This window comes from Rhodanobacter sp. G1, from assembly GCF_055397855.1.
Map to the genome: position 1 here is coordinate 3,263,636 of NZ_AP039674.1, position 15,177 is coordinate 3,278,812.

General features: G+C 65.2%; 18 protein-coding genes and 1 pseudogene. 4 read left to right on the forward strand and 15 right to left on the reverse strand.

What is annotated here, in order from left to right; genetic code table 11:
• Positions 1-231: 231 nt before the first annotated feature.
• Positions 232-606, reverse strand: a complete 375-nt coding sequence (locus ACZ5Z2_RS14430) for a hypothetical protein (RefSeq protein WP_464759299.1) — start codon at positions 604-606, stop codon at positions 232-234.
• A 79-nt stretch (positions 607-685) separates the two neighbouring features.
• On the opposite strand from ACZ5Z2_RS14430, the gene pncA reads away from it, so the two are divergent.
• Positions 686-1,327 (forward strand): bifunctional nicotinamidase/pyrazinamidase, encoded by a 642-nt coding sequence (pncA, locus tag ACZ5Z2_RS14435; protein ID WP_464759300.1) that lies wholly within the window; start codon positions 686-688, stop codon positions 1,325-1,327.
• 7 nt (positions 1,328-1,334) lie between these two features.
• On the opposite strand, the gene ACZ5Z2_RS14440 is transcribed toward pncA, so the two are convergent.
• Positions 1,335-1,520, reverse strand: coding sequence for a CPXCG motif-containing cysteine-rich protein (locus ACZ5Z2_RS14440; RefSeq protein WP_464759301.1), 186 nt, complete (start codon positions 1,518-1,520; stop codon positions 1,335-1,337).
• A 92-nt stretch (positions 1,521-1,612) separates the two neighbouring features.
• Here ACZ5Z2_RS14440 and ACZ5Z2_RS14445 point away from each other — a divergent pair, with 92 nt between their 5' ends.
• Complete coding sequence (locus ACZ5Z2_RS14445) at positions 1,613-1,888, forward strand: hypothetical protein (RefSeq protein ID WP_464759302.1); 276 nt, start codon at positions 1,613-1,615, stop codon at positions 1,886-1,888.
• Here the strand turns inward: ACZ5Z2_RS14445 and ACZ5Z2_RS14450 are convergent.
• Both ACZ5Z2_RS14450 and ACZ5Z2_RS14455 read right to left on the reverse strand, forming a co-directional pair.
• A complete protein-coding gene (locus tag ACZ5Z2_RS14450) occupies positions 1,846-2,388 on the reverse strand; it encodes a PIN domain-containing protein (protein WP_464759303.1) in 543 nt (180 codons plus the stop codon). The genes ACZ5Z2_RS14445 and ACZ5Z2_RS14450 overlap by 43 nt on opposite strands.
• Positions 2,388-3,101 (reverse strand): HAD family hydrolase, encoded by a 714-nt coding sequence (locus ACZ5Z2_RS14455; RefSeq protein ID WP_464759304.1) that lies wholly within the window; start codon positions 3,099-3,101, stop codon positions 2,388-2,390. The genes ACZ5Z2_RS14450 and ACZ5Z2_RS14455 overlap by 1 nt, the downstream gene beginning before the upstream one ends.
• A gap of 107 nt (positions 3,102-3,208) precedes the next feature.
• Between ACZ5Z2_RS14455 and ACZ5Z2_RS14460 the strand changes: the two genes are divergently transcribed.
• Positions 3,209-3,967, forward strand: a complete 759-nt coding sequence (locus ACZ5Z2_RS14460) for an META domain-containing protein (protein ID WP_464759305.1) — start codon at positions 3,209-3,211, stop codon at positions 3,965-3,967.
• Between the two features lie 22 nt (positions 3,968-3,989).
• Here the strand turns inward: ACZ5Z2_RS14460 and ACZ5Z2_RS14465 are convergent, their stop codons facing one another.
• The 5 genes from ACZ5Z2_RS14465 to ACZ5Z2_RS14485 form a co-directional block, all read right to left on the reverse strand.
• A complete protein-coding gene (locus tag ACZ5Z2_RS14465; protein WP_464759306.1) occupies positions 3,990-4,364 on the reverse strand; it encodes a YciI family protein in 375 nt (124 codons plus the stop codon).
• A gap of 61 nt (positions 4,365-4,425) precedes the next feature.
• A complete protein-coding gene (locus tag ACZ5Z2_RS14470; protein WP_464759307.1) occupies positions 4,426-5,346 on the reverse strand; it encodes a M14 family metallopeptidase in 921 nt (306 codons plus the stop codon).
• Positions 5,347-5,509: 163 nt separating this feature from the next.
• Positions 5,510-6,121, reverse strand: a complete 612-nt coding sequence (locus ACZ5Z2_RS14475) for an OmpH/Skp family outer membrane protein (RefSeq protein WP_464759308.1) — start codon at positions 6,119-6,121, stop codon at positions 5,510-5,512.
• Positions 6,122-6,456: 335 nt separating this feature from the next.
• Entirely contained in the window at positions 6,457-6,915 is a 459-nt protein-coding gene (locus ACZ5Z2_RS14480) for a DUF3828 domain-containing protein (RefSeq protein ID WP_464759309.1), read from the reverse strand.
• Positions 6,916-6,923: 8 nt separating this feature from the next.
• Complete coding sequence (locus ACZ5Z2_RS14485) at positions 6,924-7,286, reverse strand: hypothetical protein (RefSeq protein WP_464759310.1); 363 nt, start codon at positions 7,284-7,286, stop codon at positions 6,924-6,926.
• 289 nt (positions 7,287-7,575) lie between these two features.
• On the opposite strand from ACZ5Z2_RS14485, the gene ACZ5Z2_RS14490 reads away from it, so the two are divergent.
• Positions 7,576-8,889 carry a glycoside hydrolase family 2 gene (locus ACZ5Z2_RS14490; protein ID WP_464759311.1) on the forward strand — a complete coding sequence of 438 codons (1,314 nt, stop codon included), beginning with the start codon at positions 7,576-7,578 and terminating at the stop codon, positions 8,887-8,889.
• Positions 8,890-8,980: 91 nt separating this feature from the next.
• Here the strand turns inward: ACZ5Z2_RS14490 and ACZ5Z2_RS14495 are convergent, their stop codons facing one another.
• The 6 genes and pseudogenes from ACZ5Z2_RS14495 to ACZ5Z2_RS14520 form a co-directional block, all read right to left on the reverse strand.
• On the reverse strand, positions 8,981-9,520 hold the full coding sequence (locus ACZ5Z2_RS14495; RefSeq protein ID WP_464759312.1) for a DinB family protein: 540 nt from the start codon (positions 9,518-9,520) through the stop codon (positions 8,981-8,983).
• A 126-nt stretch (positions 9,521-9,646) separates the two neighbouring features.
• On the reverse strand, positions 9,647-10,150 hold the full coding sequence (locus ACZ5Z2_RS14500) for a hypothetical protein (protein WP_464759313.1): 504 nt from the start codon (positions 10,148-10,150) through the stop codon (positions 9,647-9,649).
• 76 nt (positions 10,151-10,226) lie between these two features.
• The gene (locus tag ACZ5Z2_RS14505) at positions 10,227-11,270 is read right to left on the reverse strand and encodes a hypothetical protein (RefSeq protein WP_464759314.1); all 1,044 of its coding nucleotides are present in this window, start codon (positions 11,268-11,270) and stop codon (positions 10,227-10,229) included.
• Between the two features lie 44 nt (positions 11,271-11,314).
• Positions 11,315-12,046, reverse strand: a complete 732-nt coding sequence (locus ACZ5Z2_RS14510; protein ID WP_464759315.1) for a TSCPD domain-containing protein — start codon at positions 12,044-12,046, stop codon at positions 11,315-11,317.
• A gap of 471 nt (positions 12,047-12,517) precedes the next feature.
• A pseudogene (locus ACZ5Z2_RS14515) lies at positions 12,518-12,595 on the reverse strand (histidine biosynthesis protein HisIE); the annotation flags it as partial.
• 307 nt (positions 12,596-12,902) lie between these two features.
• Positions 12,903-15,065 (reverse strand): adenosylcobalamin-dependent ribonucleoside-diphosphate reductase, encoded by a 2,163-nt coding sequence (locus ACZ5Z2_RS14520; protein ID WP_464759316.1) that lies wholly within the window; start codon positions 15,063-15,065, stop codon positions 12,903-12,905.
• Between the last annotated feature and the right edge of the window lie 112 nt (positions 15,066-15,177).

Consider the following 15,177-nt stretch of genomic DNA (forward strand, 5'->3'; position numbering starts at 1 on the left):
CCGTGCGGCCTGAGCGAACATGGTCGCTACTGGATCCCGGCCTTCGCCGGGATGACAGTCTGGATAGGTGGTCGTTATCGGAAATGAAGTCGCCTTCTCGCAATGCTTCGTGCAAGCGGCGCGGGCCTTCATCCTTCGACACCATCCCCAGATTATTCCGGACAACAGTGGGCCGGCACCGGGATGACGCGAGGGAGTTGCCGGGGCAACAAGGAGATCGTGAACAGGCTCTCAGGAGTCGTGCCGCCAGTGCCTGCCGCACAGCAGCCACGCGACGAACACGCCCACCGCCGCGCCCAGCAGTTCGCACAGCACGCGCGTGCCGATGCCGTCCGGATCGTGCACTTCGGCCAGCTTGGCCTGCAGCAGCTGCAGCGATTGCAGGCGCGCGTAGTTGAAATAGAAGAGGTTCCAGAAATCCGCGCGCCCGCTGAGCAGCAGCGCGAGGAAGTACGACCAGCCGATCTGCTTCGCGTCGTTCCAGCCGTTGCGCCGGCCGAACCCATGGAACACGAGATACAGCGCGAGGCCGACGCCGAGGCTGATCGCGCCGGCCTCCAGGCCGCCGATCCAGCCGTAACCCATCCACGATTGGTCGTAGTTCATCGCATCCCGTTCCGTTTGCTTCCACCCGCATTATGCCTGCGCGCTAGACTCGCACCCTTGCCTCGCACGCGGGATCGCCATGCCTTTCGCCATTACCGAACGCACCGCCCTGATCGTGGTGGACGTGCAGCCGGACTTCATGCCCGGCGGCGCGCTGGCCTGCCACGAGGGCGATGCCGTCGTGCCCGGCATCGCCCGCCTGCTGCGCGGGCGCCGCTTCCAGCACGTGGTGGCCACGCAGGATTGGCATCCGCCGGGCCATATCTCCTTCGCCAGCTCGCATCCGGACGCGCAGGCGTTCCAGTCCATGGATCTGCACGGCCACCTGCACACGCTGTGGCCGGATCATTGCGTGCAGGGCACGCCGGGGGCTGCGCTGCATGCGGGCATCGACTGGTCGGCGGCGAACCTGATCCTGCGCAAGGGCAGCGACCCGCGCGTGGATTCCTACAGCGCCTTTCGCGAAAACCACGGCCCGCGCGGCACGCGCCCCGCCACCGGCCTCGCCGGCTGGCTGCGCGAACGCGGCGTGGAAGAGATCCTGCTGTGCGGCCTCGCGCGCGACATCTGCGTGCTGTGGTCGGCACAGGACGCCCTGGCGGAGGGCTTCAAGGTCGGCGTGCTGTGGGATCTCTCGCGCCCGGTGACCCCGGCCGGCGACGAAGCCACCCGCGCCGCGCTGGACGCGCAAGGCATCGCCCTCGTCCGGCTGGACGACTGAACACGCCTCACTCGTCCTCGCGCGCAGCCCGCACGCGCGGCACGCCATCCACAGCGAACGCCACTGCCAGCGCGATCGGCCGGCAACACACGGCACAATCCTCGATGTAGCACTGATCCGCCACCGAATCGTCCAGCAGCAGTTCGATGACTTCGCCGCAATACGGGCAGTCGATGCGATAAGGCACGGCCATGGCGGGCTCCGGCAACCGCGACGCGCGCACCTTGGCACATCCCGTGTCGACGCAGCGCGTACAATGTCGTCCCCGCCGGACGGACGACGACGATGGCCGAACGCGAATTCCCGGACTACACCGTGCGCTCCGGCGCCAGCCTCGAAGGCTCGCGCTACACGGCGTGGCTGTCGGTGCTGCCGCACGGCCACGGCTTCCCCGTGTACTACGCGATCTGCGAGAACCGCAGCTTCCGCCACCAGGACGTGGCCGAACGCGCCGCGGACGACGCGCTGGCCGCCGTGCTGGCGCTGGAGGAGGACGGCACCCCGGTGTTCCCGGACGGCTACACCGGCTTCGCCGACGAGGCGCCGGCCAGCCCTGCGTAAGCGCGCGACCACGCCTGCGGCGTCACGATGTCGAAACCGTGGTCGCGACGCGTGCGCTTCGCCAACTTCAGCAATGCCTTGTCGCGGCTGAGCAGCCATTGCGCGCCGCCGGCCTGGGCGAGTTCGAGGAACTTCTGGTCGTCGGGATCGGCGCAGCGCGGCAGCTTCGGCGTGGCTCCGTCATTCCTGCGAAGGCAGGAATCCAGTGACTCGTGCGTCGAGGCGCCAAAGTCGCCGGCTCCCGGCTTGTATCGGGATAACGGGGACAGCAGGCGCAACCGCATATCGAACGCCGCCATGGCTGCCTCGCGCCGCGCTACATCCAGCGCCAATTGCGGATAGGCAAGCACGGCCAGCCATTCGTCGCGGCAGGCCGCGTCGGCGACCGCCTCCACCGCGCCGGCATCCAGCGCGGCGCGCAACGCGGCGCACGCCGCATCGCCGAACACGAACAGGTCGAGGCAGACGTTGGTGTCCAGCACCAGGCGCGGCGGCGCCATCAGGCCAGCGCGGCCAGTTGCGCCAGCGCGGCGGGAATGCCGGCCGCGTCCGCCACCTCGCGCATGCGCGGCGCATCCCCCGGGTCGAGGCTGTTTTCCAGCTCGTGCGCCCAGGTCACGTGGTAAGGCATGTGCACGCCCCAGCCGCCGAGGCGCAGCACCGGCTCGATGTCCGAGCGCAGCGAGTTGCCCACCATGGCGAACTCGTGCGGCGCGACGCCGAATTCGTCGAGCAGGCGCCGGTAGGTGGCCGTGTCCTTCTCGGAGACGATCTCGATGCGGCGGAACAACCCGGCCAGGCCCGATTCGGCCACCTTCTTTTCCTGATGGAACAGGTCGCCCTTGGTGATCAGCACCACCGCCTGCGCTTCCGCCACCGCCGCCACCGCTTCGCGGATGCCGGGCAGCAGCTCCACCGGATGCTGCAGCACGCGCTTGCCGATCTCGACGAGGCGGTGGATGTCCTGCGCGCTGATGCGGCCGTCGCTGAGCGCGATGGCGGTTTCCACCATCGACAGCGTCATGCCCTTGGCGCCGTAGCCGAACAGCGCGAGGTTGCTGCGCTCGGTGGCGAGCATGCGCGCATGCACCGCGCTGTCGGCCAGGTCGGCGTAGTTGCCCACGATGGCGGCGAACGCGGCGCTGGCCTCGCGGTAATAGTCCTCGCTGCGCCACAGCGTATCGTCGCCGTCGAAGCCCACCATCTTCAGCATGGCCGCATTACCTGAATCGCCGGGAAGCGCGCATTATCCGCGACATCGCCACGGCGCGGCGGCTGGCCTAAGCTCGCAGCCTGCACCGCCACCACACGGAGAACGCCATGCGCCGCCATCTGCCGTTGCTGCTGCCGCTCGCTTTTGCCGCCCTCGCCGCCTGCGCGGCCGTGCCGCCGGCCGCCGACGCGGCCACGCCGGACGCCGCACAGCTCGGCGGCTACCACTGGCAACTGGCGCAGGCCACCGACCACGACGGGCAGCGCATCGCCGCGCTGTTCGTGCGCGCGGACAAGCCGCTGCAATTGGACTTCGTCGACGGCCGTGTCAGCGTGCGCAACGCCTGCAACGGCATGGGCGGCAGCTACCGCATCGCCAACGGCCAGCTCATCGTCGGCCCGATGATGCACACCATGATGGCCTGCGCCGACCAGGCGCTGAACCGGCTGGACGGCCTGATCGGCCAGCGCCTCGCCAGCCACCCCGCCATCGCGGTCGTGCAACAGGGCGGCAAGCCGCAACTGCAGCTGCGCACGGCCGCCGGCGACACGCTGGAGTTCGACGGCGTGCCCACGGCCGAAACCCGCTACGGTGGCACCGGCACCACCGAATTCCTCGAAGTGGCGGCGCAGAAGGTGCCATGCCAGCAGAAACAGCCCTGCCTGAACGTGCGCGAGATCCATTACGACGCGAACGGCCTCAAGACCGGCACGCCGGGGGGATGGCATGCGCTGCCCGGCATCGAGGGCTACACGCACCAGGACGGCGTGCACAACATCGTGCGCGTGACGCGCTACGCCACCGGCGGCGCGCCGGCGGCCTACGTGCTGGACACCGTGGTGGAGACCAGCATTCCGAAGCCGTGACGGCGCGGCGCGGCGGCGGTGCTCACGCGCCCACGCGCTTGCGCACCGCCTCGAAATCCCGCAAGGGCCGCACCTCGATGCAGCCGGTCTGCGCCCACGGCAGTTCGGCAGCCATGCGGATCGCCTCTTCCTCGCTGTCCGCCTCGACCAGGTTGAAGCCGGCGAGGTATTCCTTGGTCTCCGCGAACGGGCCGTCCAGCACGAAGGTCTTGCCCGCGCGGATGCGCACCGATTTCGCGCTGGCCGGCGCTTCCAGCTGCTGCGCGTCGAGCAGTTTGCCCTGCCCGCGCAGCTCGTCCGCGTGCGTGATGCAGGCATGCATGCGCGTGTCGAACTCGCCCGGCGGCAGGGCGTCGAGCAGGCAGTCGTCGCTGTAGACCATCAGCAGGTATTTCATGGCGGGCTCGCATCGCGGCGAAGGGAAGCGCGATGCTCGCACACATTCGGCGGACGCGCCCTCAGCCGTGCGCCAGCACGTAGTCGATCGCCGCGCACACCGCCGCCGCCTGCGCGTCGTTGCATTGTGCAGGTGTGGCGCGCGGGCTGTCCGGGTAGACCTCGGTGGTGGTGCGGTAGCGCGCATTGGTGATGCCGGCGCACAGGCCGAGCTTGCGGCAGTCGTATTCGATCACGCCGTGCGCCACCACTGGCGAGCCGATGATGGTGCCGTCGGGGTCGGCCGGCGCGATGTGGGTGACCTTGGCCACCTCCGCGATCACCGCCTGCTGGAAGGCCGGTTCCGGCCGCGCGCTGTCCGCGCACAGGTAGAAGCCGTCCGGAATGGTGCCCGGCTCGAACGGCTGGCCGTCGCGCGCGGCCAGCGCGGGGCGGAACTCGCTCTCGTCGGTGTCGGTGGTTTCGTGCAGGTCGATGTGCAGGCGCGCGGTGTCGCGCAGCGGCGAGAGCAGGCGCCACAGCGCGGCGGATTCCTGCGCCGGGCTGTCCGCACGGAAGTTGCGGTTGGGATCGAGCGCGTCGGGATTCCAGCGATGGATGCGCTCGTAGCCCCATGGGCTCACGCAGGGCACGGCCAGCAGGTTGATGCGGCCCGCGTAGCGCGCCGTCTCCCGTTCGAGGAACTGCAGCGCGCCGTGCACGCCGCTGGTTTCGTAGCCGTGCACGCCGCCGGTGAGCAGCATCACCGGCAGCGCGTCGTTCCAGTCGCGGCTCTTCACGAAGAACAACGGGTAGCTTTCCGGCGCGTAGTCCAGCCGTCCGTATTCGGCCACGTCGAAACTCGCGCGCAAGGCCACGATGCGGTCTTGCACCTCGTCCGCGTAGCTGCGCAGGCGGCGCTGCCGCGCGCGCCATTCGGCGACTTCCGCGGCGCCCCAGGGCTTGCCGGGGATGCCGATGGGATAGAAGGCGTCGTGGATCATGGCGGGTTCCGCTGCGGGATGGCTTTTCACTCTAGCACCGGGCCAGTCCGGCCCCGGCGGTTGTGCGGGATTCCGCGCCATCCGCGACGCCACCCGCACGATCCGGGCAAAAAGAATGGCTGCCGCACGATGCGCGCGGCAGCCATCCGGTTTCGCTGCGCGATTACTTGCCGGTGCTGGCCGGCAGCGGCTCGAGGTTGAAATTGAGCGAGGTGATCTTGGCGTCGAGGCCGCTCACCACGTCGCCGGTGAGGTCGTTGCTGGTGTTGCCGCCCAGCACCGCGTCGCGGTTCAGCAGCAGGCCGCAGTGATGGCTGTTGTAGGAGCTGTTGACGAGGGGCTGCGCCTGCTGGCCGATCTGCTCCATCACCTTGCCGCGGGTGAGCTGGATGCGCTGCTCGAGCTGGCCGGCCTGCGCCTGGAAAGCCTGCATGCGCTGCTGCAGGGCCTGGCCCTGCTGCTTGCGCTGCGCCTCGGTGAGCGTGGAAGCCTTCTGCTGGAACGCCTGGATGTCAGCGTCCAGCGGCTTGCGCTGGCTTTCCAGCGCGGACTGCTGCTGCGTCGCCAGCGACTTCAGGCGCTCGCTCGCGGCCTGGCCCACCTTGGACTGCGCGAACACCGCCTCGCGCGAAAGCATGCACACGCCCGGCACCGGATTGCCGCCCAGCGGATTGGCGGCGGGGGCGGCAGCGGCCTGCGCCGATGCGGCGGGGGCGAAGGAAAGGCCGCTAGCGGCGGCCAGCGCGGCAACGAGCAAGGTGCGGTGCAGGTTCATGGGTGGTATCCGATGGCAAGGTTCAAGGATGCCGAAGGCCGCGACGGCCCCAGGCGAACCGCCATCCTACTAGGGCGAAGCTGTCTGCGGGATGGCTGCGCGCAAGCGGGAAACTGGGGCCATGATGCAGGGCGGGTTCGCCCGCGTGCCGAAGCAATGCGCCTCGCGTGCTGGCCTGCGGACTGTGCGTTCCAGCCATTTGCTCCGCGGCAGGAGTTCTCCGGATCAGTACCGGGGAAGGACGTGTAGTCAGGCAGTCGGGCTCTACGAACGGCGGCCCAGCGCCACGACATACGCCGCGCAGGGCGCGCTTGCCGGATCCTCCACCAACGGACTCACGGATAACCGCGAGTGTCGTCCACCTTGATGATCTTCCAGCTTCCATTGCTGCGCTTGAGGAAGACCAGCACGCCCACCTTGTCCGTCGAACCCAAGGTCACCGGGACGACAGCCACCGCGCTGAGCATGACCGCGGGCTGCGTCGCGATGTGCGCCAGCCAGTCGCGCGTGTCGTAATCCTGCACCTTCAGGAAATAATCGACATCGCCCGGCGGCCCGCTGCGGCGATAGTCCTCGCGCAGCCTGTCCACGGTTTCCTTCGCCACGTAGCGGTAGATGTCGGGGCTGGCCAGCGGGTAGCCGGCATCCGTGTCGTGGGCGATGAACCAGGCGTAGAAAGCCCGGGTCTGGGCCACTGGATCGTCAGTCTTGCCGGCGGCCAGCGCGGGCATCGGCAACAGGATCGCCGCCATGACCAGCAACGCAACGAACGCCACGGAAAGACGCCTGTTCATTCCACACCTCACGGATGGCGATAGACGACGTAGGCCGGCCGGGCGCTCCGGTACGCAGGGCCGGGATAAAGGCCGTGCAGCTGCTTGAAATCGGAAACCCAGTTCGCCCCGTCGAAGATGGCCATGTGCCCGGCAGGATGCCCGGGGGCCGGCTGGATCACGGCGACATCCCCTTTCTGCGGAACACCGTGTATCTGCTGGAATCCCGACGCGACCAGGATAGGCCCGTAGTTCTTCGCGTAATGCGTGTGCCCGAGCGTGACGCCGCCGGCATCGACGGCCTCCCGGACATATCGCGCGCAATTGCCCGTGCTACGGCTACGCGCGTGGTTGTCGGCATGGGTGGCCGCTGCGTTCTTGTCCCACGGCATCAGGCATCCTCCACCAGGCAAGCCACAAAGAGGCTGGCGTCAAAAACGGATGGACAATCCAGCATGGGCGGCAGGACAGTAGCAGAGTTACGCTCGCATTGTCCCCGGGGATTTCCCTTGGCACCTCCTTCCGCCGATGGATCGGCCAGCTCTCCGACGGCGTCCGGGACGCCTTGCCGTTGCCGGCCTTTCCGCCGGCATCGGGGGTGGCGATGATTCCCGCGCCGGGTAACGCGAAATCCCGCGTGCGCGATACGGGCTGACCGAAAAATATCGAGGCATCTTTCGCATGACGTCCCAACCGATACCTCCAACGGCATCGCCGATCGACGCGACGCAACGCAAGCTGTTCGTCGGCATCGTCGTGGCGACGCTGGTGGCTCTGGCCGTCGTGATCGCCGACCTGGCGAGCGGCGGCCGACCCGATCCGCAGCCGCTGCGCGCCGCCGCCACCCTGCTCGATGGTTCCTGGCGGTTCCACGTCGGCGACGATCCGCGCTGGGCAAGTGCCGATACGGACGACAGCGGCTGGGAAATGATCGACATGACCGCTCCGCCGGGCAGCCACGACGGCGACGTGGGCCTGCCCGATTACGTGGGCGGCTGGATGGCGCACGGCCATCCCGGTTACCACGGCTACGCTTGGTACCGGCGCGCGGTGACGGTGCCGGCCGAGCACGCGTCATGGGACATCCTCGGGCCGACCCTCGTCGAGGACGGCTACGAACTGTACTGGAACGGCCGGTTGCTGGGCGGTTCGGGCCGGCTTGGCCCGAACCCGCGCGTCGTTGGCACGCGGCCACTGCAGTTCGCCCTGCCCACCGATGCGGCAGTCACCCGCGGCGTGCTCGCCGTGCGCACCTACATGGATCCAGGCTCGGCCAGCAGCCCCGATGGCGGCGGCATGCACACCGCGCCCATCCTGGCGCCGCGGCTGACCAGCGATGCGCTGCACCGCGTGCAATGGCAGCGAACCATCGCCGGCTACATCGTCGAGGTGGTCGAGCCGGTCGCCATGCTGGCGCTCATCGGCCTGGCGCTCGCGTGCTGGTCGCGCAGCAGCTGCAAGGGCTTCCTGGTTCTCGCCAGCATCGCGCTCGCACTCATGGCAGCGCGGCGCCTCAACAACGCCATCACCGCATGGACCGACCTGCAAAGCCTGGCCACCTATGCGTGGCTGGCGTCGGTGATGTGGATACCGACGGTGGCCGCCTGGACATGGGCATGGAACCGCTGGTGCCCGCGTCCATGGCGAAGCATCGACGTGGCGGCGCTGGCGCTGGCGGTCGCCGCGTTCGTCGGCACCGCGATCCATTCGGCGACCTGGATCAGCATCAGCCGGCTGGCATCGATCGCGCTGTTCGTCGTGATCGGCCTGCGCATGATCCGCAGCGGCCCGATGCGAATCCTGGCGCTCGTCACGCTGGCCTCGGTTGCGGCCTCGCTGTTCGGCGGCGAGCTGCTCGACACGGTCGGCGTGCCGGGTATCTGGTTTCCGTTCGGTATCGGCGTGTCGCGGACGCAGTATGTCTACGCGATCGCCATCCCGTTGCTTGCCTTTCTGATCGTGCGGATCTTGCAGCCAGACGAAACGCAGCGATAGGTAATGCGACGATCTCGCCCCGCTTGGCTCGCCGCTCCGGGCAGCATGACGCACGCCTTCACCACGCTGCAAGCACCGACGCGCCGCTCGTTCAGCCGTCGCACTCGGGAATCAATGCCGACAGATCGGTGACGCCAACATCGATGCCCAGCTGGCTGAACAAGGTGGTGACCTGTCCGCGATGATGGGTCTGGTGATTGAACACATGGCGCAGCACCAGCCCGGCCGGCTTGGTGTGCGACTCGCCGGCAGTGTTCACATAGCTCAAGGACTGCGCATACAACGCGTCGTCGGCTTCGGCGGTGAACGCGATGATTGCCGCGTCCATCGTCTCGCGATCCGCCCACAACCGGACAAAATCGGGAGACACATTGCCGCGAACCAGCGCAGGCAGCGGCATCGCGCTCACGTAGTCCAGCGAAGCCACTCCCGGCATCGCCATGGCGTAGCGCTTCAGCCAGTGCGTATCGGCCGCGAGGATGTGCGCCAGCGTGGCCAGGATCGAACCGAAGAACGCGCCCCGATCCGCCCGCAGTTCCGCCTCATCCAGCTTCGCGGCCTGCGCGTAGAGGCACGCATTCATCCACTGGTTGTAGCGGGCCATCAGCTCGAAATCGGCCTTGAGGGACATGGAGTTTCCAAGAAGGAAGAAAGGCTGAACGGTAGCGGCTGGTACGGGGAAAGGCCACGTCTCGCCGTGCGGAACCTGCCATGAAGTAAAAATTGTCCCTGACACCTTTTCCCGTTTTCTTGACCTCTACTCTGCCCTGTTCTCTTCCGCCAGGAAGACGTTCGCTCTTTCTTCACTTCGAAAAAAAGCCACATCCCCAAACCGAATTGAGGACATGAGTGGCGCGTACCAACTTGACGCCCCCTTAAGGCAGGTGCCATCACCTTCAATCTGCAACAAGAAGCTCACCACTCCGAGGCGCGATCTATCAGTATTTTTTAGGGTGATAATCACAAATCGCCCATAAATATACCCCTCAAGATCAAACGTTCTTATGTCGTCGATGTGCAACCCTGCATTTTGATGAAAGCTGGTGGCCGTAGCCTTTCCTGACAGACGCTCACACTCCCGCTTAATTTCAAGCAGTGTCTTTTGAGAATTCGCGACTCGAAACCAACTCCCTTCAAGCAATAGACCTTTATAGGTTACGAGCCGATACCAAGGAATAATCCATTCATGCACGGCCTTTCTTAACAGTGCGAGCACCACGGAAGTAAGAAGGCCGGCTAATACTCCGATCACAATTTCCATGACAGTGACCTTTGGAGTCTAAAAATACCTGGATCCAAGTCCAAGCCAAGATATAGCAAACAAATTTGAGCCTTCACTACGTATTTTGATCTTTGGACTCGAGTGGAGCGGTGTCCTTGTTTGGCAGCGCAACATCCATCCTATCTATTGCAGCCTCAACACGCCGCTTCTTCATGCGATCAATAATGATGTCGCGGATCTTGTGCCGCGTATCCAAATCCAAAATTCCATCAAAACCAAGCTTCTGATTACCAAACAGCATGCCATAAGCAAAAACTACTGCTGCCATCCATTTACTTCCAGAAAAAAGCTCGCCCGCCCCGCCAATCAGTTGAACCCATATATCTCCCGGAGAGTAGAACTCGGCCTTTGTTGCCAAACTCAACTTGCCCGATTCAGTATAACCGGCCAACTTCTCATCAAAGTTCGAATTAGATAGGCCGTCATGAAGAGCCCGTACTGTCAACTCAATATCACTAAGCGTAAGCAGGAATGATGCGACATCAACGTTATTAATACGACCGTCTGTCGATATCCTCGCTGAAAGATACAGCGCATCGTTCCGTGAAAATGCGGGATAAATCGTATGATAAATTGCTTCCCAGTGACTATCGATGTTGAAGACAGTCTGATTTGCAAATAGAGAGCGCTGCAAGGGGCTAGAGAACTCCTCCCTATAAACGGTCGGCCCCCAAGTTACTTGCCGACGAAGCATAAAGCTCATGACTGATGGTCGCTTTTCGCGATCAACGAGCACCACAGGCTTGTCATCCCAGTATGCCTCGCCTGTTACAACCCCAATCCTGAGAAGACCACCACCAGGACAAATAATCCAGTCACCTTCTTTAATGTCATTAACAAAGGCTTTTGCCTGCGAAATTAATGAACTAATGCCGCGAGGGCGTTGCCCATCTTGCTCGCGCGCCTTTACCAAATTCGCATGAAAGGTCGCCCAATTGGCATCCTTCGGCAATTGATCGGGCTTTTTCGAGACAGCCTCATCAACATGCCCGATAGCGATAACGCCTGCCGTAGTAAAATGCGGCAAAAAATCACCAGCATCCGCACGCACCACCCAATAGCGCCTGTCATCTGGCACTCGATAGTAGGATCCATCCATCACCCCCCCCCGTAGGCGCGCTCAGGCAAATTTACTAAAACTGGTTAACCGCACTTGCTATACCCACAATTCAAGCAAGTCTGGCACCCGTCCATCAGCACCAGCGCCTGCGTATTGCACTTGTGGCAGAGCGTGGCTCCGGGCGGGAAGCTGCCGTTGGATTCGACGGGCGCAGCGGAGGTGTCGGCCTTCTTGCTGCTGACGGCTTCGTAGGCGGCGCGCTTCTCGGCGATCAGGGCGCGCTGGCTGTCGCTCATCTCGGGGTCGTGGATGAGGCCGATGTTCTTCATGTGCTGCTCGATCACCGCGCCGATCTCGGCCACGATGCTGGGCATGTAGACGCCGCCGGCCTTGAAGTAGCCGCCACGCGGGTCGAACACGGCCTTCAGTTCTTCCACGATGAAGGTGACGTCGCCGCCCTTGCGGAACACGGCAGAGAGGATGCGGGTGAGCGCCACGATCCACTGGAAGTGATCCATGTTCTTCGAGTTGATGAAGATCTCGAAGGGGCGGCGCTGCTCGTGCTTGGTGCCGGCGTTGAGCACGATGTCGTTGATGGTGACGTACAGCGCGTGCTCGAACAGCGGCGACTTGATCTTGAAGGTGGAGCCGATGAGCTGCTCGGGGCGCTCCAAGCTCTCGTGCATCTGGATGACTTCGGCCTGGCGCGGCTCGGCGGCCTTGGCCTTGGTCTCGGGTGCGGCGGCGGGCACGGCCTTGTCCTCGGGCTTGACGACGTTGTAGCCCTTGATCTTCTTTTCGATCTTGATCGCCATGGTGTTCTTTACCTGAGTGGACGGCGGCGCGTAGAAAACAAACTTGCGGACTTTCCGGAACTCTTCATTCCGGCGAAAGCGGGAGGCACTGAACCCCGGCCTTCGCCGGAATGACGAGCAAAAGCGCGCCGCCGCTGAGAGAAAAACAGCCGGCCCGGCGCGAGGCCGGGCCGGCTGCTTCGGGACTTACTTCTTGCGGGCGGCCTTCTTGGCAGCGGGTTTCTTCGCCGACTTGACGCTCGCCTTCTTGCTGGCAGTGGACCTCTTGACCGCCTTGGCGGCCTTCTTCACGGCAGCCTTCTTGGCTGTCTTCTTGGGAGCGGCTTTCTTCGCCGTCTTCTTGCTGCTGACCTTCTTTGCGGCCTTGGCGACCTTCTTCGCCTTGCCGGCAACCTTCTTCGCGACCTCCTTCACCGCCTTCTTGGCGGCGACGGCCTTCTTCGCGACTTTCTTCGCGGCCTTCTTGACGGCTTTCTTCACCGCCTTCTTGGCCGCCGGCTTTTTCGCAACGGCCTTCTTCGCAGCCTTCTTCGCAGCCTTCTTCGCAGCCTTCTTGACCGCCTTCTTCGCGGCAGCCTTCTTGGCCGGGGCCTTCTTTGCTGCAGCCTTCTTCGGCGCGGCTTTCTTCTTGGCGGCCTTCTTCGGCGCAGCCTTCTTCTTGGCTGCCGCCTTCTTTGGCGCCGCCTTCTTTGGCGCCACGGCCGGAGCAGCCGGCGCGGGCGCGGCGGTGGCCGGCGCCTCGATCACCGGTTCCGCGGGGGCGGCCGGCACAACACTGTTTTGCACTTCGACTTCGGTATCGATGGACATGCGGGTGTACCCCTCGGCGGTGATCGTTGCGTTCGTGGACTGCGTGTCAGAACTTGCCGTAATAGCCTTCCTTCAAGGCATCGAACAGGTTGGCGGCGGTATGCGTTTCGCCGTCGTATTCCACTTCCTCGTTGCCGCGAAGTTCGATAACGCTACCGTCTTCCAGTTCGAAGTGGTAGAGGGTGTTGGCAAGGTCGGCGTCCTTCACCAGCACGCCCTGGAAGGCGGCGGGATTGAAGCGGAAGGTGGTGCAGCCCTTCAGCCCCTGCTTGTAGGCGTAGAAGTAGATGTCCTTGAAGTCTTCGTAGGGGTAGTCGGTGGGCACGTTCGCGGTCTTGGAGATCGACGAATCGACCCACTTCTGCGCGGCGGCCTGGATGTCCACGTGCTGCTTGGGGCTGATGTCGTCGGCGGCCACGAAGTAGTCGGGCAGCTTGGCCTGCGGGTCGTCGGAGTACGGCATCGCGCTGGCGTTGATCAGCGCGCGGTAGGCCAGCAGCTCGTAGCTGTAGACCTCGACCTTTTCCTTGGTCTTGCGGCCTTCGCGGATCACGTTGCGCGAGTAGTGGTGGGCGAAGCTGGGCTCGATGCCGTTGCTGGCGTTGTTGGCCAGCGACAGCGAGATGGTGCCGGTGGGCGCGATCGAGCTGTGGTGGGTGAAGCGGGCGCCGGTTTCGGCGAGATCCTTCACCAGGTTGGGCGCCACTTCGGCGATGCGCTGCATGTAGCGGCTGTACTTGGCGTGCAGCACGCGGCCGGGGATGGCGTCGCCGACCTTCCAGCCGTCCCGCGCCATTTCCGGGCGGCGGCGCAGCATGTCGCCGGTGACGGTGTAGTCCCTGGCGAGCACGGGCGCGACGCCCTTCTCCTTCGCCAGATCCAGCGCCACTTCCCAGCCCGCTACGGCCATCTCGCGCGAGACCTCCTCGGTGAATCCCACCGCCTCGGCGCTGCCGTAGCGCATCTTGAGCATGGCGAGCGTGGAGCCGAGGCCGAGGTAGCCCATGCCGTGGCGGCGCTTGCTCATGATCTCGTTGCGCTGCTGCTCCAGCGGCAGGCCGTTGATCTCCACCACGTTGTCGAGCATGCGGGTGAACACCTTCACTACCTCGCGGTATTCGTCCCAGTCGAAGCGCGCCTTGGGGCCGAACGGATCGCGCACGAAGGTGGTGAGGTTGATCGAGCCGAGCAAGCAGGAGCCGTACGGCGGAAGTGGTTGCTCTCCGCACGGGTTGGTAGCGCGGATGTGCTCGCACCACCAGTTGTTGTTCATCTCGTTGACCTTGTCGATCAGGATGAAGCCGGGCTCCGCGTAGTCGTACGTGGAGACCATGATCATGTCCCACAGGTGCCGCGCGCGGATGTGGCCGTAGATCTTGCAGGCGACCAGGCCGTCGGCGCGGTCGACGTAGTTCTCGTGGGTGGGCCATTCGCGCCACACCACCTTGGCCGGATCGTCGAGGTCGATCTCGTCGCGCTCCTTGACGTGCACCGGGAACACCAGCGGCCAGTCGTGGTCGTGCTCCACCGCCTGCATGAAGCCGTCGGTGACCAGCAGCGAGAGGTTGAACTGGCGCAGGCGGCCGTCCTCGCGCTTGGCGCGAATGAATTCCTTCACGTCCGGATGGCTGACGTCGAACGTGCCCATCTGCGCGCCGCGGCGGCCGCCGGCGGACGACACGGTGAAGCACATCTTGTCGTAGATGTCCATGAAGGACAGCGGGCCGCTGGTGTACGCGCCCGCGCCCGACACGTACGCGCCGCGCGGACGCAGCGTGGAGAACTCGTAGCCGATGCCGCAGCCGGCCTTCAGCGTGAGGCCGGCCTCGTGCACCTTCTCCAGGATGTCGTCCATCGAGTCGCGGATGGTGCCGGACACGGTGCAGTTGATCGTGGAGGTGGCGGGCTTGTGTTCCAGCGCGCCGGCGTTGGAGGTGATGCGGCCGGCGGGGATCGCGCCGCGGCGCAGCGCCCACAGGAAGCGCTCGTTCCAGTGTTCGCGCAGCTCGGGCGTGGCTTCCACCTCGGACAGGGCGCGCGCCACGCGCTGCCAGGTGCCGTCGACATCGGCGTCCACCGGCTCGCCGGCCTTGGTGCGCAGGCGGTATTTCTTGTCCCAGATGTCCTGCGAGGCAGGTTGCAGCGGGATCGCCGCGGCGGCATCGCGTTGCAGTTCCGACCCCGTGGCTGGCACGCGCGCTGTGCTCATCGGTTCCCTGACCTCGTTCGTGTGCGGCCTTGCGGCCTTGTTGTTGGTTGCCGTCGTCGCATCGCGTTGCCCGGAGCGGCTGGATGCCGCGGCCACGCCTTGCCGACCGGAT